The 17,701-nt window shown below is 64.7% G+C and carries 17 protein-coding genes; 2 read left to right on the top strand and 15 right to left on the bottom strand.

Features of this window, described 5'->3' with window-relative positions:
- Positions 1-19: 19 nt before the first annotated feature.
- The 8 genes from ACAW63_RS05355 to ACAW63_RS05390 all read right to left on the bottom strand — a co-directional run bounded on the left by ACAW63_RS05355 (position 20) and on the right by ACAW63_RS05390 (position 7,767).
- Positions 20-1,456, bottom strand: coding sequence for an NAD(P)(+) transhydrogenase (Re/Si-specific) subunit beta (locus tag ACAW63_RS05355; protein WP_371232185.1), 1,437 nt, complete (start codon positions 1,454-1,456; stop codon positions 20-22).
- Between the two features lies 1 nt (position 1,457).
- Positions 1,458-1,772 carry an NAD(P) transhydrogenase subunit alpha gene (locus ACAW63_RS05360; protein ID WP_015474896.1) on the bottom strand — a complete coding sequence of 105 codons (315 nt, stop codon included), beginning with the start codon at positions 1,770-1,772 and terminating at the stop codon, positions 1,458-1,460.
- 69 nt (positions 1,773-1,841) lie between these two features.
- On the bottom strand, positions 1,842-2,960 hold the full coding sequence (locus ACAW63_RS05365; protein ID WP_370600420.1) for a Re/Si-specific NAD(P)(+) transhydrogenase subunit alpha: 1,119 nt from the start codon (positions 2,958-2,960) through the stop codon (positions 1,842-1,844).
- Positions 2,961-3,578: 618 nt separating this feature from the next.
- Positions 3,579-4,214, bottom strand: coding sequence for an SCO family protein (locus ACAW63_RS05370; protein WP_371232187.1), 636 nt, complete (start codon positions 4,212-4,214; stop codon positions 3,579-3,581).
- A 138-nt stretch (positions 4,215-4,352) separates the two neighbouring features.
- Positions 4,353-5,255, bottom strand: coding sequence for a heme o synthase (gene cyoE / locus ACAW63_RS05375; protein WP_275609546.1), 903 nt, complete (start codon positions 5,253-5,255; stop codon positions 4,353-4,355).
- 75 nt (positions 5,256-5,330) lie between these two features.
- A complete protein-coding gene (locus ACAW63_RS05380; RefSeq protein WP_371232190.1) occupies positions 5,331-6,404 on the bottom strand; it encodes a heme A synthase in 1,074 nt (357 codons plus the stop codon).
- A gap of 57 nt (positions 6,405-6,461) precedes the next feature.
- On the bottom strand, positions 6,462-7,025 hold the full coding sequence (locus ACAW63_RS05385; protein ID WP_371232192.1) for a hypothetical protein: 564 nt from the start codon (positions 7,023-7,025) through the stop codon (positions 6,462-6,464).
- Positions 7,003-7,767 (bottom strand): SURF1 family protein, encoded by a 765-nt coding sequence (locus ACAW63_RS05390; protein WP_371232193.1) that lies wholly within the window; start codon positions 7,765-7,767, stop codon positions 7,003-7,005. Before ACAW63_RS05390 ends, ACAW63_RS05385 begins: the two co-directional genes overlap by 23 nt.
- A 44-nt stretch (positions 7,768-7,811) precedes the next feature.
- On the opposite strand from ACAW63_RS05390, the gene ACAW63_RS05395 reads away from it, so the two are divergent.
- Entirely contained in the window at positions 7,812-8,021 is a 210-nt protein-coding gene (locus tag ACAW63_RS05395) for a twin transmembrane helix small protein (RefSeq protein WP_371232195.1), read from the top strand.
- Positions 8,022-8,130: 109 nt separating this feature from the next.
- Here the strand turns inward: ACAW63_RS05395 and ACAW63_RS05400 are convergent, their stop codons facing one another.
- The 4 genes from ACAW63_RS05400 to coxB all read right to left on the bottom strand — a co-directional run bounded on the left by ACAW63_RS05400 (position 8,131) and on the right by coxB (position 12,432).
- Complete coding sequence (locus ACAW63_RS05400) at positions 8,131-9,018, bottom strand: cytochrome c oxidase subunit 3 (RefSeq protein ID WP_371232197.1); 888 nt, start codon at positions 9,016-9,018, stop codon at positions 8,131-8,133.
- A gap of 22 nt (positions 9,019-9,040) precedes the next feature.
- Positions 9,041-9,598: a cytochrome c oxidase assembly protein gene (locus tag ACAW63_RS05405; RefSeq protein WP_371232199.1), complete on the bottom strand. Its 558-nt coding sequence runs from the start codon at positions 9,596-9,598 to the stop codon at positions 9,041-9,043.
- A 103-nt stretch (positions 9,599-9,701) separates the two neighbouring features.
- Positions 9,702-11,297 (bottom strand): cytochrome c oxidase subunit I, encoded by a 1,596-nt coding sequence (ctaD, locus tag ACAW63_RS05410; RefSeq protein WP_371232201.1) that lies wholly within the window; start codon positions 11,295-11,297, stop codon positions 9,702-9,704.
- Between the two features lie 10 nt (positions 11,298-11,307).
- On the bottom strand, positions 11,308-12,432 hold the full coding sequence (gene coxB / locus ACAW63_RS05415) for a cytochrome c oxidase subunit II (protein WP_371232203.1): 1,125 nt from the start codon (positions 12,430-12,432) through the stop codon (positions 11,308-11,310).
- Between the two features lie 421 nt (positions 12,433-12,853).
- Between coxB and ACAW63_RS05420 the strand changes: the two genes are divergently transcribed.
- Positions 12,854-13,498: a hypothetical protein gene (locus tag ACAW63_RS05420; protein WP_275609555.1), complete on the top strand. Its 645-nt coding sequence runs from the start codon at positions 12,854-12,856 to the stop codon at positions 13,496-13,498.
- A 4-nt stretch (positions 13,499-13,502) separates the two neighbouring features.
- Here ACAW63_RS05420 and ACAW63_RS05425 read toward each other — a convergent pair whose 3' ends face one another.
- From ACAW63_RS05425 to ACAW63_RS05435, 3 genes are all read right to left on the bottom strand, one after another.
- Positions 13,503-15,038 carry a SulP family inorganic anion transporter gene (locus tag ACAW63_RS05425; RefSeq protein WP_371232205.1) on the bottom strand — a complete coding sequence of 512 codons (1,536 nt, stop codon included), beginning with the start codon at positions 15,036-15,038 and terminating at the stop codon, positions 13,503-13,505.
- A gap of 183 nt (positions 15,039-15,221) precedes the next feature.
- Complete coding sequence (locus ACAW63_RS05430) at positions 15,222-15,938, bottom strand: carbonic anhydrase (RefSeq protein ID WP_275609557.1); 717 nt, start codon at positions 15,936-15,938, stop codon at positions 15,222-15,224.
- A 275-nt stretch (positions 15,939-16,213) separates the two neighbouring features.
- Complete coding sequence (locus ACAW63_RS05435; RefSeq protein ID WP_371232208.1) at positions 16,214-17,272, bottom strand: PA0069 family radical SAM protein; 1,059 nt, start codon at positions 17,270-17,272, stop codon at positions 16,214-16,216.
- Positions 17,273-17,701: the final 429 nt, after the last annotated feature.

The raw sequence follows: 17,701 nt of genomic DNA on the forward strand, positions 1-17,701 counted from the left end.
CTTGGGACCTGCGGTCGTCTTAGTCGACGGCCTTGACCATGTCTTCGATGACTTTCTTGGCGTCGCCGAAGACCATCATGGTCTTGTCCAGATAGAACAGTTCGTTGTCCAGGCCGGCGTAGCCGCTGGCCATCGAGCGCTTGTTGACGATCACGGTCTTGGCTTTGTAGGCCTCGAGGATCGGCATGCCGGCGATCGGCGACTTCGGATCGTTCTTCGCGGCCGGGTTCACCACGTCGTTGGCGCCCAGGACCAGCACCACGTCGGTCTGGCCGAACTCGGAGTTGATGTCTTCCATCTCGAACACCTGCTCGTAAGGCACTTCGGCCTCGGCCAGCAGGACGTTCATGTGGCCTGGCATACGGCCGGCAACCGGGTGGATGGCGAACTTCACGTTGACGCCGCGGTGGGTCAGCTTCTCCGCCAGTTCCATCAGCGCGTGCTGGGCACGGGCCACCGCCAGGCCGTAGCCGGGAACGATGATCACGGTGTCGGCGTTGGTCAGCAGGAACGAGGCATCGTCGGACGACCCGGATTTCACCGGGCGGGCTTCCTTGGCACCGGCCGGGCCGCCAGCGTCCGCTTCGGCGCCGAAGCCACCGAGGATGACGTTGAAGAACGAGCGGTTCATCGCCTTGCACATGATGTAGGAGAGGATCGCGCCCGAGGAACCTACCAGGGAGCCGGCGATGATCAGCATCGAGTTGTTCAGCGAGAAGCCGATACCTGCCGCGGCCCAGCCGGAGTAGGAGTTCAGCATCGACACGACTACCGGCATGTCCGCGCCGCCGATCGGGATGATGATCAGCACGCCGAGGATGAAGGCCAGGGCCAGCATCACGACGAAGGCGGTCAGGTTACCGGTGAACATGAACAGCAGGCCCAGGCCCAGGGTGGTCAGGCCCAGCACCAGGTTGAGCATGTGCTGGCCGGTGAACTGCACCGGGGCGCCCTGGAACAGGCGGAACTTGTACTTGCCCGACAGCTTGCCGAAGGCGATCACCGAACCGGAGAAGGTGATGGCGCCGATGGCCGCGCCGAGGAACAGTTCCAGGCGGTTACCGGACGGGATGGTGTCGCCCAGGTTCTGCACGATGCCCAGGGACTGCGGCTCGACCACGGCGGCGATGGCGATGAACACGGCGGCCAGACCGATCATGCTGTGCATGAAGGCGACCAGTTCCGGCATCTTGGTCATCTCGACGCGCTTGGCCATGATCGAACCGGCGGTGCCGCCGATCAGCAGGCCGACGATCACGTAGACGATGCCGGTGGTGGCGATCTCACTGCTGATCTTGAACACCAGGGCCACGGTGGTGAGCACCGCGATGGCCATGCCGACCATGCCGAACAGGTTGCCGCGGCGCGACGAGGTCGGGTGCGAAAGGCCCTTGAGCGCCTGGATGAAGCAGACCGAGGCGATGAGGTAGAGGAGGGTGACGAGGTTCATGCTCATGTCAGTGCTTCTCCGCCTTCGGCGCTTTCTTCTTGAACATTTCCAGCATGCGGCGGGTGACCAGGAAGCCACCGAACACATTCACTGCAGCCAGGGCCACGGCCAGGGTGCCCATGGCCTTGCCCAGCGGGGTGACGGTCAGGGCGGCGGCCAGCATGGCGCCGACGATCACGATCGCCGAGATGGCGTTGGTCACGGCCATCAGCGGGGTGTGCAGGGCAGGGGTGACGTTCCAGACCACGTGGTAGCCGACGTAGATCGCCAGCACGAAGATGATCAGGTTGTAGATGCCGTGGGAGATCAGCATGTCTTCCATAGTTTCTCACCGGTCTTCAGGGCCGGACGCGGGGTCCGGCGCGTTCTTATATAAGAAGGGCGTGGCGCTTCAGCCGTTCTTGCGCACGATCTGGCCGTCACGGCACATCAGGCACGCGGCGACGATGTCGTCTTCCAGGTTCACCGTGAAGCCTTCGGCGGTCAGGGTGAGCTTGAGGAAGTCGAGCAGGTTGCGTGCGTAGAGTGCGGAGGCGTCCGCCGGCACCAGCGCGGCCAGGTTGCTCAGGCCGACGATGGTCACGCCGTGCTTGACCACGACCTGGTCGGCTTCAGTCAGCGGGCAGTTGCCGCCCTGGGACGCCGCGAGGTCGATGACCACCGAGCCCGGCTTCATCTCGGCGACGGTCGCCTCGTGCAGCAGGGTCGGCGCCTTGCGGCCCGGAATCAGTGCGGTGGTGATGACGATGTCCGACTGCTTGGCGCGCTCGTGCACGGCCTTGGCCTGGCGCTCCATCCACGAAGCCGGCATCGGACGGGCATAGCCGCCAACGCCTTCGGCGCACTCGCGCTCTTCGTCGGTCTCGTACGGCACGTCGACGAACTTGGCGCCCAGGGATTCGATCTGCTCCTTCACCGCCGGGCGTACGTCCGACGCCTCGATCACCGCGCCCAGGCGCTTGGCCGTGGCGATGGCCTGCAGGCCGGCAACGCCGGCGCCGAGGATCAGCACGCGGGCGGCCTTAACGGTGCCGGCGGCGGTCATCAGCATGGGCATGAAGCGCGGGTAGTGGTTGGCAGCGAGCATCACGGCCTTGTAGCCGGCGATGTTGGCCTGGGAGGAGAGCACGTCCAGGCTCTGCGCGCGGGAAGTACGGGGCGCGGCCTCGAGGGCGAAGGCGGTGACGCCGCGTTCGGCCATGCGGGCGATGTTCTCGTTGTTGAAGGGGTTGAGCATGCCGATCAGCACGGTACCCGGCTTCATCTGCGCCAGCTCGCTTTCGCTGGGCGCGACAACCTTCAGCACAAGCTCTGCACCGAAGGCATCGGCGGCAGTGCCGATCTTCGCACCAACGGCTTCGTAAGCGGCATCCGGCTGGCTGGCGCTGACGCCCGCACCGCTCTGAATGACGACCTGATGGCCTTGCCCGATCAGTTTCTTGACCGTCTCCGGCGTTGCTGCGACCCGCGTCTCACCGGCTTGGGTCTCGAGGGGTACACCGATCTGCACTCGCAAATCTCCTGCGTGATCCTGGGATTGTCCGGGCTACTACGTTGGTGACCCGGGTTATCGAACTGGCAACGGTCTTTTCTTGTTTTAGTGGCCGGGCGGGTGACCCGGTGGCCGCGGCATTGTGCAATCTAGCCTGGAGGGCTTCAAGAAGTTCTGGAGTGGTACGCAGCGATAACTACAAGTCACGTTTCGACCAATGGTTTTCCGGTCGCCGCCGAGGCCGCGTGTGCCTTGGCGTTTAGCCTAATTGCCTATTGTGACCAGACGGAAACGTCATCCTCGCCGTGAATGACCACCCATCAGAGGCTCCCCATACCCACCGAAAGGCCCGGTAATCCTGCAACAGGCTCAGGCATAGGTGTTAATTAATGTTTCTAATATGGAGTATGAGTCATTACTGATGTCTGATTTCCTGTAGCAGATTTTTTACATTGACTACGGGGTCAGAAAACCCTGCGCGAGGCTTCAAATCCGCGCATTGCGCCGGATCAGAGCCTAAGGAAGAGGTTTAGCAGAAAGTTCGCGGTTGTCCTGCCGGGGCGGGAATGACACAGAAAAAACAACGGCCACCGTTGTCGGGTGGCCGTTGGGGGTGAGACATGGTGTCGCGGGGGATCAGTTGTTCGCGCTGATCACGCTGGGCAGCTGGGCCGCGAGCTTGTCGTTGTGCAGCGGGGCGCGGATGAAGCCGTGCTGGGTGCCGTCCGGGCCGATGATCACCAGGTTGCCGCTGTGGTCGACGGTGTAGTTGGGCTTGCTGGTGTCTGCCGGGATGTAGGGGATGCTCATGGCGTTGGCCAGCTTCTGCACGTTCTCTTCGGAGCCGGTGATGCCCTGGAAGCCGGCGTTGAAGAAGCCGAGGTATTCCTTGATGCGCGGCGCGCTATCGCGGTGCGGGTCGACGCTGACGAACACCACCTGCAGGTTCTTCGCCACTTCCGGCGGCAGCTTGGTCTGCAGTTCGCGCAGTTGCGCCAGGGTGGTGGGGCAGACGTCCGGGCAGAAGGTGTAGCCGAAGAACAGCAGGGACCACTTGTCCTTCAGGTTGGCGGTCTGGAACGGCTGGCCGTCCTGGTCGGTGAAGGTCAGGTCGGGGACGTTGCGGGTCTGCGGCAGGATCACGATGCCGGCGTCGAGCAGCACCGTCGGATCGAGCTGGTGGCGCTGGGTGAGCACCTTGTGGATGGTGAGGCCGAGGATCAGGGCGACGATGGCGACGAGGATGAAGACGGTCTTGTTGACTCGGGACATGGGGTTCTCGTGGGTCGGGACGTCTGGGCTTTGAGCTGCTGTTCATACCCTTGGCATGGACGCGGCGATGTTCGCGAGCAAGCTCGCTCCTACAGGGGAGTCCAGAATTGTAGGAGCGAGCTTGCTCGCGAACCGGCCTCAATAGTTCAGGTGCAGCGGCAGGTAGTGGTCCACCAGCAGCGCGATGAACAGCAGGAAAAGGTAGGCGATAGAGTACTTGAAGGTCTTGATCGCCGCATGGGGCCGACTGCCGCAATAGAGCGCCCAGGCCCAGTCGAGGAAGCGCGCGCCCAGGGCCAGCGCGGCGAGCAGGTAGACCAGCCCGGCCATGTGGATGACGAAGGGCATCAGCGTCACCGCGAACAGCACCAGGGTGTAGAGCAGGATGTGCAGCTTGGTGTAGTGCTCGCCGTGGGTCACCGGCAGCATCGGAATGTCGGCCTTGGCGTACTCGTCCTTGCGGTGCAGGCACAGCGCCCAGAAGTGCGGCGGCGTCCAGGCGAAGATGATCAGCACCAGCAGCAGCGGTTCGGCGGACACCTGCCCGGTCACCGCCACCCAGCCCAGCAGCGGCGGGGCGGCGCCGGCGAGGCCGCCGATGACGATGTTCTGCGGCGTGGCGCGCTTGAGAAAGCCGGTGTAGAGCGCCGCGTAGCCCAGCAGAGAGGCCAGCGTCAGCCAGGCGGTGAGGGCGTTGGTGAACACCAGCAGCACTGCCATCCCCGCCACTGACAGCAGCATGGCGAAGCCCAGCGCGAGGGGCGGCGACACACGGCCCTCGGCCAGCGGGCGCTTGTGGGTGCGCGCCATGATCGAGTCGATGCGCCGGTCCACCACGTGGTTCACCGCCGCCGCGCCGCCGGCGCACAGGCCGATGCCGAGGTTGCCGAATACCAGCACCTGCCAGGACACGCCGGCCTTGGTGGCGAGCAGCATGCCGATCAGCGAGGTGATCAGCATGAGCAACACCACCTTGGGCTTGGTCAGTTCGAGCAGGTCGCGCCAGCTGGCGTGGCTGGATGTGCTGATGACGCTGGCCATGGTCATTTCTCCGTCTGGTGGATCGGGGCCGGCGCACCGTGGCGCCGGCCGGCCGTCGTGCTCAACCGTGCAATTTCAACCTTGAGAGGGATAGGCCACCGGGCGCTCCAGGGCGTCCAGGGTGATCGGGCTGCTGGCGGGCAACTCGACGCGTTTCGCTGCGGGTGCGCGCACCCGGTAGTTCACCAGCACCAGCATCAGCAGCAGGAAGGCGCCGCCGCCGTTGTGGGTCACCGCCACCGGCAGCGGCAGGTGCAGTAGCACGTTGCTGATGCCCAGGCCGATCTGGATCGACAGCCCCAGCAGCATCAGCGCGGTGATGCCGATCAGCCCGTGGCGCTGGAGATTCCAGGCCAGCAGCAGGAGCACCGCCGTTACGCACAGCGCGCCCATGCGGTGGGTCATGTGGATTGCCGTGCGCGCGTCGCTGTCGAGCTGGCCGCCCAGGTAGTTCGGGCCGATGTGCTGGGTGAGGTGGAAGCCGTTGGCGAAGTCCATGTCCGGCCACCACTGGCCGTGGCACATCGGCAGGTCGACGCAGGCCACCGCCGCGTAGTTGCTGCTGACCCAGCCGCCGAGGGCAATCTGCCCGATCACCAGCAGCAGGGCGAAGGCGGCGAGGGCGCGCAGGCGCGAGGGCAGTTGCAGAGGCGCGAACGCGCCGGACAGGCGCAGGCTCAGCAGGAACAGCAGCGACAGCGTGGTGAAACCGCCCAGCAGGTGCGCGGTGACCACCTGCGGCCAGAGCTTGAGCGTGACCGTCCACATGCCGAACGCGGCCTGGGCGATCACCACGCCGAGCAGCAGCAGCGGTAGGCGCAGCGGCTGGCCGTCACGGCCGCGCCGGACCAGCGCGTGGATGGCCAGGCCGAGGATCAGCAGGCCCAGGCTGCCGGCGAAGTAGCGGTGGATCATTTCGTTCCAGCCCTTCTGCGCCTCCACCGGAGCGTCCGGGAAACGCATCTCGGCGTGGGCCAGCTGCGCCTCGCTGGTCGGCACATGGACGAAGCCATAGCAGCCGGGCCAGTCCGGGCAGCCGAGGCCGGCGTGGGTCAGGCGGGTATAGGCGCCCAGCAGGATCACCACGAAGGCCAGGGCCGTCGCCAGGACGGCGACGTAGAAGGCGGGTTTGCGTGTTGCCTGGATCATGCGTCGCTCCCGATCTTGTTGTTGTCGTGGGGCTGGCGATTCCCGATCAAAAGAGCATCAACCGATGTTGGACAGCTTCAGCAGCAGCTGCAGGTCCTTGAGGATCGACTTGCCGTCGGTCCCGGCGTCATAGCGCAGCACCAGGTTGCCGTGGGGGTCGACGATCCACAGTTGCGGCTGGGCGCCGGTGTGCTGGGTCGGCGTCAGGCCCAGGCGTTGCAGGCGCGGGTAGTCCTTGTCGAGCAGGCTGGTGAACTCGGCCGGCAATGGCTTGGCAAAGGCCAGCACATGTTCGGCGCGGCTGGCTTCGCGGCCCAGGCCGATGTTGATCTGGCGAGCCAGGTAGACCAGTTGCTGGCAGTCGCTGGCGCAGGTTTCCGGCGCGGTGACCAGCAGTTGCCACTGGTCGCTGGCCTTGTCGTCCTGCACGCCGAGGTCGGCCGGGGTCTGCCCGGTGGCGATCAGGTCGCCGTGGTAGCTGCGGCCTTCCGGCACCCAGAATTGCAGCTTGTACATGGCGGTGGCGAGCAGCATTGGTCCCAGCACCATGCCGAGGATCAGTAGCAGTTGCACGCGTCCGCGGCGGCGGGCGGTGGCGTCAGGCAGAGTCATGGCGGTCATGGTTGGAAGTCTCCCGTGCGCGACGGATGCCGAGGTAGAGGTAAAGGCCGGTCAGTGCGAACGCCAGGGCGAACCATTGCACGGCATAGCCGACGTGGCGCTCCGGTGGCATGGCGACGATCGGCCAGTCGGTGTCGAGGGCGGCGTCGCCCGGTTCCAGGCGGATTTCCAGCGGCAGCCCTTGGCGGCCGAGCTGGTCCCACAGGGCAGGGGCGTCCACCTGGGTGACCAGGCGCGGCCAGCCGGCGACCGGCGCGGTTGGCGTGGCGGGCGGCGGCAGGTAGGTCCAGGCGTCCAGCAGCAGGTCGTGGTCGGGCGTGTCGATTCGCGGCGGCACGCGGCGATCCGGCCAGGCGGTCCAGCCGCGATTGATCAGCAGCCACTGGTGGCCGGCCCGGTCATAGAAGGGTTGCAGCACCTCGACGCCGGCGCGGCCGTCGCGGGTGCGGTTGTCCAGGAGGACGGTGTGTTCGGCGTCGAGCTGCCCCTGCAGGCGCACCCGCACATAGCTGCGCGGTGGCAGGCGTTCGAGTTCGGCGGCGGAGATCGGGTCCTGCTGGCGCTGGGTTTCGGCGGCGGTGAGCAGGGTGCGCTTTTCGGCGGCGCGCGAGAGCTGCCAGCAGCCCAGGCCGAGCAGCACCGGCAGCAGCGCGAGCACCACCAGCGTCGGCGCAAGGCCGGGCCGGAAGGCCTGCGCCACGCGGCTCGAACGGTGCGGAGTAGCGTGCTGGCTATACTGCAAGACATCCCCCTTAACCCCAGTCCCCCGCGGACAGGAGGCCGGTAATGCTCAAAGCTGCGATCGTCCTGTTGTTGCTGGCGACCGTCGTCAGTCTGTTCAGTGGTCTGTTCTTTCTGGTCAAGGACGAAGGGCACGGTTCGCGCGTGGTCAACGCCCTGACCGTTCGTGTGATCCTCGCCGCCCTGACCGTCGCACTCATCGCCTGGGGCTTCTACAGCGGTCAACTGAGCAGCCCCGCTCCCTGGCATTTCTGATTCCGCATTGCTTTTCGAGCTTGCTCGCGAACGCTTTTTTTTCTGATGCCCCAGTGTTGGGCGGTTCGCGAGCAAGCTCGCTCCTACAGGTCCTGCAATTTCTCCCGCCTCACAGCACGTAAACGAAGGTGAACAGCCCGACCCACACCACGTCGACGAAGTGCCAGTACCAGCTGGCCGCTTCGAAACCGAAGTGGTGTTCGGCGTCGAAGTGCCCGCGCAGGATGCGGATCAGCATGATGGTCAGCATGATCGCGCCGATGGTCACGTGGGCGCCGTGGAAGCCGGTGAGCATGAAGAAGGTCGCGCCGTAGATGCCCGAGCCCAGGGTCAGGCCCAGTTCGCTGTAGGCCTCGTGATACTCGTAGGCCTGCAGCACCAGGAAGCAGGCGCCCAGCGCGATGGTCAGCGCCAGCCACAGCTTCAGCGGGGCGCGATGGTTCTTCTTCAGCGCGTGGTGGGCGAAGGTCACGGTAAAGCTGGAGCTGACCAGCAGCAGGGTGTTGATCAGCGGCAGCTTCCACGGATCGATCACTTCCTTGGGCGGCGGGAACAGCTTGTTGTCCGGGTTGCTCAGCTGCGGCCAGCCCTGCTCGAACTGCGGCCAGAGCATGTGCGAGATGCCGTGGTGGCCTTCGCCGCCCAGCCACGGGTTGACGAAGTGGCGCACGTAGAACAGCGCGCCGAAGAAGGCGGCGAAGAACATCACCTCGGAGAAGATGAACCAGCTCATGCCCCAGCGGAACGAGCGGTCCATCTGCGGGCTGTACAACCCGCCACGGCTTTCCTTGATGACGTTGCCGAACCAGCCGAACAGCATGTAGGCCAGGATCAGTCCGCCGGCGAAGAAGATCCACGGGCCGTGGGACTTCTCATGGCCGGCACTCATGTCGTTCATCCAGGTGCCGACGCCGAACATCGTCACCAGCATGCCGATGGTGGCGATGATCGGCCACTTGCTCTGCGCGGGGACGTAATAGGGATCGTGGGTGGTCATCGTTCTTGTTCTCCTGTTCCTTTCAGCGCTCGTTACTGGCCACGGGCGGCTTGCGGGCAGTGATGTCGAACAGCGTGTAAGCCAGCGTCAGGTGACGCACATCCTTGGGCAGGTCGCGGTCGACGATGAAGCGCACCGGCATTTCGATGCGCTCGCCCGGCTGCAGGACCTGCTGGGTGAAGCAGAAGCATTCGGTCTTGTGGAAATAGGTGGCCGCTACCGACGGCGCGATGCTCGGGATCGCCTGGGCGGTCATCGGCTTGTCGGTGGGGTTGCGGGCGACGAACAGCATCTGGTTCACCGCGCCCGGATGCACCACCAGTTGCTCGGCCTCGGGGTGGAATTCCCAGACCATGTCGATGTTGTTGTTGGCGACGAACTGGATCTTCACCTCGCGCGACTGATCGACCACCTGGCCGTCGTCCCGGTAGGCACTGCCGGAGGTCTTGCCGTTGATGCCCAGCGCCTTGCACATCACGTCGTACAGCGGCACCAGGGCGAAGCCGAAGGCGAACATGGCGACCACGGCAATGACCAGCCGGGTCACCAGCTTGCGCGTTTCGATGTTGCCGTCGCTCATGGGATTCCTCCTCTGTAGGAGCGAGCTTGCTCGCGAACCACTTGAAGCCATGGCCTCTGGGGGAGGCCGGTTCGCGAGCAAGCGCGCTCCTGCAGGTAAGCCCTTACTTCACTTCCGGAGGCGTGCTGAAGGTGTGGTACGGCGCGGGCGAAGGAATCGTCCACTCCAGGCCTTCGGCGCCATCCCATGGCTTGGCCGGGGCCGGCTTGCCGCCCTTGATGCACTTGATGACGATGAACAGGAACAGCAGCTGCGTGGTGCCGAACATGAAGGCGCCGATGGACGAGACCATGTTGAAGTCGGCGAACTGCAGGTTGTAGTCCGGAATCCGTCGCGGCATGCCCGCCAGGCCCACGAAGTGCATCGGGAAGAACGCCAGGTTCATGCCGATGAAGCTCATCCAGAAGTGCAGCTTGGCGAGACTCTCGTCGTACATGTGCCCGGTCCACTTGGGAATCCAGTAGTACACCGAGGCGAAGATGCCGAAGATCGCCCCTGGCACCAGCACGTAGTGGAAGTGCGCCACCACGAAGTAGGTGTCCTGGTACTGGAAGTCCGCCGGGGCGATGGCCAGCATCAGGCCGGAGAAGCCGCCGATGGTGAACAGGATGACGAAGGCCACGGCGAACAGCATCGGCGCCTCGAAGGTCAGCGAGCCCTGCCACATGGTCGACGCCCAGTTGAACACCTTCACCCCGGTGGGCACGGCGATCAGCATGGTCGCGTACATGAAGAACAGCTCGCCCACCAGCGGGATGCCGACCACGAACATGTGGTGCGCCCAGACGATGAAGGAGAGGAAGGCGATCGATGCGGTGGCGTAGACCATCGAGGTGTAGCCGAACAGCGGCTTGCGGCTGAAGGCCGGGATGATCGAGCTGACGGCGCCGAAGGCCGGCAGGATCATGATGTACACCTCGGGGTGGCCGAAGAACCAGAACACGTGCTGGAACAGCACCGGGTCGCCGCCGCCGGCCGCGCTGAAGAAGCTGGTACCGAAGTGGATATCCATCAGCATCATGGTCACGCAACCCGCCAGCACCGGCATCACGGCGATCAGCAGGAAGGCGGTGATCAGCCAGGTCCAGACGAACAGCGGCATCTTCATCAGCGTCATGCCCGGGGCGCGCAGGTTGAGGATGGTGGCGATCACGTTGATCGCGCCCATGATCGAACTCATGCCCATCAGGTGGATGGCGAAGATGAAGAAGGTCACGCTGTGCGGCGCGAAGGTGGTGGAGAGCGGCGCGTAGAAGGTCCAGCCGAAGTTCGGGCCGCCGCCGGGCATGAACAGGGTGCTCACCAGCAGCGCGAAGGCCGCCGGCAGCAACCAGAAGCTGAAGTTGTTCATGCGTGGCAGGGCCATGTCCGGCGCGCCGATCATCAGCGGCACCATCCAGTTGGCCAGGCCGACGAAGGCCGGCATCACTGCACCGAAGACCATCACCAGGCCGTGCATGGTGGTCATCTGGTTGAAGAACGCCGGCTCCACGATCTGCAGGCCCGGCTGGAACAGTTCGGCGCGGATCACCATGGCGAAGGAGCCGCCGAGCAGGAAGGCGCAGAAGGCGAACCACAGATAAAGCGTGCCAATGTCCTTGTGGTTGGTGGTCAGGACCCAGCGCATCAGACCCTTGGCGGGGCCGTGGTGGTGGTCGCCGGCGTGAGAATGGTCGGGGTGATCGATCACAGCACTCATCGCGGCCTCCTTATTTTTGCTTCTGCTTGTAGGCGACCACTTCTTGCGGGGTCACCATGTCGCCGTCGTTGTTGCCCCAGGCGTTGCGCTCGTAGGTGATCACCGCAGCGATGTCGACCTCCGAGAGCTGCTTGCCGAAGGCCGCCATGGCCGTGCCCTGGACCCCGTTGAACACGGTCTCCAGATGGTGCTCCTTGGGCCCGGTGACGATCTTCGAGCCCTTGAGCGCCGGGAACATCGGCGGCATGCCCTGGCCCTCGGGCTGGTGACAGGCCGCGCAGATGGTGTGGTAGACCTTGTCGCCACGGGCGACCAGCTCGTCCTTCGTCCACTCCTTGCTGGTCAGCTCCTTGAGCTTGGCGGCCTCTTCCTTGCGCTCGGCCAGCCACTTGTCGAAGTCGGGCTTGGATTTGACGTCCACCACGATGGGCATGAAGCCGTGGTCCTTGCCGCACAGCTCGGCGCACTGGCCACGGTAGATGCCGGGCTTGTCGACCTTGGTCCAGGCCTCGTTGACGAAGCCGGGAATGGCGTCGCGCTTGACCGCGAAGGCCGGCACCCACCAGGAGTGGATCACGTCGCTGGAGGTGACCAGGAAGCGCACCTTGACCCCGGCCGGCAGCACCAGCGGGTTATCCACCTCCAGCAGGTAGTGCTCGTCCTTGTCGGCCTTGTTGTGGATCTGCTCCTGGCTGGTGGCCAGGTTGGAGAAGAACTCCACGTCCTGGCCCAGGTACTTGTACTGCCACTTCCACTGGTAGCCGGTGACCTGCACGTCCAGCTCGGGCTCCGAGGTGTCGTACATGTGGATCAGCGTCCGGGTGGCCGGGACGGCCATCACCACCAGGATCAGGAAGGGAATGATGGTCCAGAGGATTTCCACCGTGGTGCTTTCGTGGAAATGCGCGGGCTGCTGCCCGGTGGACCGGCGGTGGACGATCATCGACCAGAACATCGCGCCGAACACGATGATGCCGATGACCACGCAGATCCAGAAGATGGTCATGTGCAAGTCGAAGACATTACGGCTGACTTCCGTCGCACCGGGGGCCATGTTGACCGTCCAGGCGGCGTTTGCCTGACTGAAAGCCAAGAGCAAAAGGAAGCCCATCCAGACTCGTGGATGTCGCAGCATTCGGGTTCCCCTTATCGTTGTTTTTATCCCGCCGGCATTGCGCCCCGGCTGCAACCCCTCGTTCCAGAGAGGTTGCGAGCCTGAACTCACCAACGGCCAAGGGAGCGACCGCCAAGACAACTGACTTTGACCGTCATTACCTCGGCGCACGCAGGGCAGGCCGGGTCCATCAGGTTTTTCGTGTGTCGAGTCGGAGTATAGACACGGCTTGCGACATAACAACGCAGAGTAAAAAACCGTTTCTAAAGACCGAAGAGTGATCTCAAAGCCACGGCCGGCGCGGCTTTGGAGTACCATGGTGGCGGTGTGATATGCCTGGACGGCATAAACACTTCATGAATATGACAATCGCGTCTTAGCTGCAGCCGGACGCCGGCTAAGGTCTTTCTTCACGTTCCAAACCCGTTGTCTTGGAGTTGTCATGAATACCGCTGCACTGCGTGAGCTGATCCGTAATGCCCATCTGCTCGAGTCCCGCCACGGCCATCTCGCCCGCCTGATCCAGAGCCAACTGCAGAGCCTGCACAAGAGCATCGCGCTCGCCGGTGAAGACCCCAGCGGTACGCTGACCCGTTTCGTTCACGCCTACATCGAACAGGTGCCGGATTTTCTCGACGCGGCCAACGCCGTGGCCCGCGAGGCGGGTATCGAGGACCGCATCAAGCCGGTGCTCAAACTCGCCGAGCAATTCTTCCTCACCCCGCCAGCCCTGCTCGACGGCCATGACGGACTCGATGCGCTGCTGGACGAGGCCTACCTCGCCCATCGCCTGGTGGAGGAAGTGAACGACCGCTACATCGCCCACTTCAACCAGCCGCTGATCCCGCTGGACACCACGGTGGCGAACCTGGTGGCGCACCAGCTGATCGGCGAGCCCTTCGCCAACCAGTTGGATGAAGCCGTGCACCACGCGGTCGACGGCATGCTCGACGAAAGCACCTTCGCCTCGGACACGGCGCAGAGCTACCGCGCGCGCCTGAACGACCCGCAGGTGGTGATGGCCTGGCAGCAGTGGCCATGCCTGTCGCGGCAGTTCGGCGTCGAACTGGAGCTGGGCCGCGACTGAGGGGTCAGCTCGCGCCTTGCAGCGCGCGCACCCGTCCTTCCACGCGGCGCCGCAGGCCGTTGCCTTCGATGCAGAGCCGGCAATCGCTGGCCGCGGCAGTGCGTCCCCAATCCTCCAGCAATTCCATGCAGGCGTGGTCGATGTAGCTCAGGTGCTGCAGCGGCACACGCAGGTGCGTTCCGGGCTTCACCGACTGCAACACCCTGGACAGCGCCGGCACCTTCAGGAAAGTCGCCGCGCCGACCAGTCGCAGTTCCGCACCGTTGCCCTCGTCGTCGTAGCGCAGCTGGATCTTCAGCCGCGCGGCCTTGAACACCAGCTTCAGCACTGTCAGCGCGAAGCCCAGCAGTACGCCGGTCAACAGGTCGGTGGCGACGATGGCCAGCGCGGTGGCCGCATGGACCAGCACCGGCATCCGCCCGTAGCGGCCCAGTGAGCGCAGCGCATTGAGGTCCACCAGCTTGATGCCGGTGTAGACCAGCACGCCGGCGAGGCTTGCAACGGGGATCTGCCGCAGCAGCCCGCCCAGCAGAGCGACGAACGCCAGCAGCCACAGCCCGTGGAGGATCGCCGAGGCGCGGCTGCGCGCGCCGGCCTGCACGTTGGCCGAGCTGCGCACGATCACCCCGGTCATCGGCAGCGCGCCGACCAGCCCGCAGAGCATGTTGCCCACGCCCTGGGCGCTCAGTTCGCGGTCCATGTCCGAGCGCGGGCCGCTGTGCATGCGGTCCACCGCGGCGGCGGAAAGCAGCGTCTCGGCGCTGGCGATGAAGGCCACCACCACGGCGGCCAGCAACAGCGTCGGATCGAGCAGCGCACCAAGGTCCGCGGGCCGCAGCCAGTCGATGGCGTCGCCGAGGTTCTGCGGCACGTTCACGCGCAGTACGTCGAGGTGAAACACCATGCTCGCCGCCGTTGCCAGGCTCACGCCAAGCAACGCGCCGGGTAGCATGCGCAGCCGGCTCGGTTTGAAGCGGTCCCACAGCGCCATGCAGGCCATGGTGCCCAGCCCGAGCATCGCCGCGTCGAACCCGCTCGCCTCGGACAGCAGCGCCGTCGGGAAAGCCAGCAGGTTATCCAGCCCGGATGCCTGCGGCTTGAGGTCCAGCATCACATGTACCTGCGACAGCACGATGAGAATGCCGATACCCGCGAGCATGCCATACACGACGGCCGGCGAGGTCACGCGGAACCAGCAGCCCAGGCGCAGCCGGCCCGCGAGCAGCTGTAGCGCACCGGCCAGCAGCAGTATCGGCCCGAGCATGGCCATGCCGTGGGTGCGCACCAGCTCGAAGACCAGCACCGCAAGGCCCGCCGCCGGGCCGCTGACCTGCAGCGGCGAGCCGGCGAGAAAGCCGACGACGAGGCCGCCGATGATGCCCGTCACCAGCCCCTTGGCGGGCGGCATGCCCGAGGCGATGGCGATGCCCATGCACAACGGCAGGGCGACGAGAAAGACCACCACCGACGCGAGCAGGTCGCGTGGCAGCGCTTGGCGCAGTTGGGAAAATCCGGATGCAACAGAGTGGGAAGCCGACATGGCGCTGTTCTCCTTCGGGCATTTTTCGGGCACGCGAAAGCCCACGATGACGGCCTCGACCGCATCGACACGCGCAATTCAACGGGGCGGCGAACGCGGTGGCGGCGCTCGCCTCAGGCAGGGATCAAGTCAGACGCGGGGCGCGGCGTTTGTTCTGAGGGCCGCCGCGCCCCTGGAAGCTTTTTACTGAGGGGAGTAACGCGGGCGCGGAGTGGCGTTGGGCGTCGGGCCTTCGCCGTCGAGGGCGCGGAAGCGGCCTTCCTGGGCGTCGTAGGCCTTGATGGCGCTGGTCTCGATGTCGTACACCCAGCCGTGGATGAACAGCTGGCCGGACGCCAGGCGCGCCGCTACCGAGGGGTGAGTCTTCAGGTGATCCAGCTGGGCCACCACGTTCTCCTCGGTGAGGATGCCCAGGTGCTCATGGCTGGCGCAGCCACAGGTCTGCGCGACCACGGTGCGAGCCACTTCGGCGTGGCGCAGCCATGCTTTTACCGTCGGCATGCCTTCCAGCGTCTGGGGCGCCAGCACCGCTTTCATCGCGCCGCAGTCGGAGTGACCGCAGACGATGATGTGCTGCACGCCCAGGGCCATGACCGCGAACTCGATGGCGGTGGACACGCCGCCGTTCATCTGGCCGTAAGGCGGCACGACGTTGCCGACGTTGCGGGTAACGAACAGGTCGCCCGGCGAACTCTGGGTGATCAGCTCCGGAACGATGCGCGAGTCGGCGCAGGTGATGAACATGGCACGCGGGTTCTGCGCGTGGGCCAGCTTCTTGAACAGCTCTTCCTGCTGCGGGAAGACCTCATGACGGAATTGACGGAAGCCCTCGACGATATGGCGAAGCGCCTCATCAGCAGATTCGTGGGCGTGATCCTCACCGTGCGTTTTGTCGTTCATGTATCAGCCTCGAAGAATGACGAAGAATTTTCCCACGTCAGCCGACGCTCTCCCCAGGGAGAAAAGGCACAGCCGTGGGAAAAAATCTGTCGTGACCGGTAAGTCACTTTGTGCTCAAACCCTAGAGAAGGAAGATTAAACCAAAATTAAAAACCGCTCTGGCATGAGCTTTTGCATGATGTTTCGCCGATATTCAGCGATGATATCGGCAAGCTATCATGGCGTTACGATGTTGTCGTGATGTCGTTGCGCTCGTCGAATTTTCCCGCAATGCGTCAGAACAGACTCATCTGGCTACGCGGTGGCGCGAACGCCGTGCAGTCCAGGCCGAAGCCGCCACGGCGGTTCAGACCGAGGCGGCGCAGGGCGACCTCGAAGCGCTTGGCCAGCAACTCGGCGAACGGCCCCTCGCCACGGAAGCGGTGGCCGAAGCGGCTGTCATAGATTTCCCCGCCGCGCACCTGGCGGATCAGGCTCATCACATGGTTGGCGCGCTGCGGGTAATGCGCCGCCAGCCATTCCTCGAACAGCGGCCCGACTTCCCGCGGCAGGCGCAGCAGCATGTAGCTGGCGCTTTGCGCGCCGGCGTCGTGCGCCGCTTCCAGCAGCGCTTCCAGCTCGCGGTCGTTGATCATCGGAATCATCGGCGAACACAGAACCCCCACCGGAATGCCCTGTTCGCGCAGCACGCGGATCGCCCGCAAGCGCGCCGAGGGTGCGGCGGCGCGGGGTTCGAGGATGCGTTTGAGTTCATCGTCCAGGGTGGTCAGGCTGATCATCACCCCGACCAGGTTCAGCTTCGCCAGTTCGGCCAGCAGGTCGAGGTCGCGCAGGATCAGCGAGCCCTTGGTGACGATGGTCACCGGATGGCGGAAGCGCAGCAGCACGTCGAGGATCTGCCGGGTCAGGCGCTGCTGGCGCTCGATGGGTTGGTAGGGGTCGGTGTTGGCGCCCAGGTTGATCGGCGCGCAGACGTAGCCCTTCCTGCTCAATTCCTGCTCCAGCACCTCGGCGGCGTTGCTCTTGGCGATGAGCTTCGTCTCGAAATCCAATCCTGGCGACAGGTCCCAGTAGGCGTGGCTGGGCCGCGCGTAGCAGTAGATGCAGCCATGCTCGCAGCCGCGATAGGGGTTGATCGAGCGGTCGAAGGGCAGGTCTGGCGACTGGTTGCGAGAGATCACGGTCTTTGCCAGCTCGGTGCGGATTTCGGTCACCTGGGGCCTGGGGACCTCGTCGAACCAGTCGTTATCCACAGGCACCGAGGTGGTCGGCGCGAAACGGTTGTGCGGATTGCTGGCGGTGCCACGGCCGCGGGGTGGGAGCTGGAAGGTCATGTGGGAAGGCTCTGAAAGAATGCTGTATATAAATACAGTAATCCACGGAGTTTTCCACAGCCAGCGTGAACCGCCCGGTGGTCGGATTCACGCCTGTAGGGTGTATAACGCTCCGCGTTATACGCCGATTGATCCTGGTTCCAGCGCGCTTCGAGGTTGGCCATGAAGGCGCGCTGGGATCGGTGAGTCGGCGTACAACCGCGAACGGTTGTACGCCCTACGACCATGCTGGTTGAGGAGCTGTTGTAGGAGCAACTGTCTTGTCCCGGCTGAATCTGTGCCAGGGCTTTCCCCCTCACCCCAGCCCTCTCCCTCATGGAGAGGGAGCCAGATCGTGCCGGCTGACATAGTGCTTTCATCCTGCACCGGACGGTCCCCTCTCCCCCTGGGAGAGGGTTAGGGTGAGGGCCGACCCGAGCGCAGATGCAT

The organism is Pseudomonas sp. QE6, from assembly GCF_041379005.1.
GTDB lineage: Bacteria > Pseudomonadota > Gammaproteobacteria > Pseudomonadales > Pseudomonadaceae > Pseudomonas.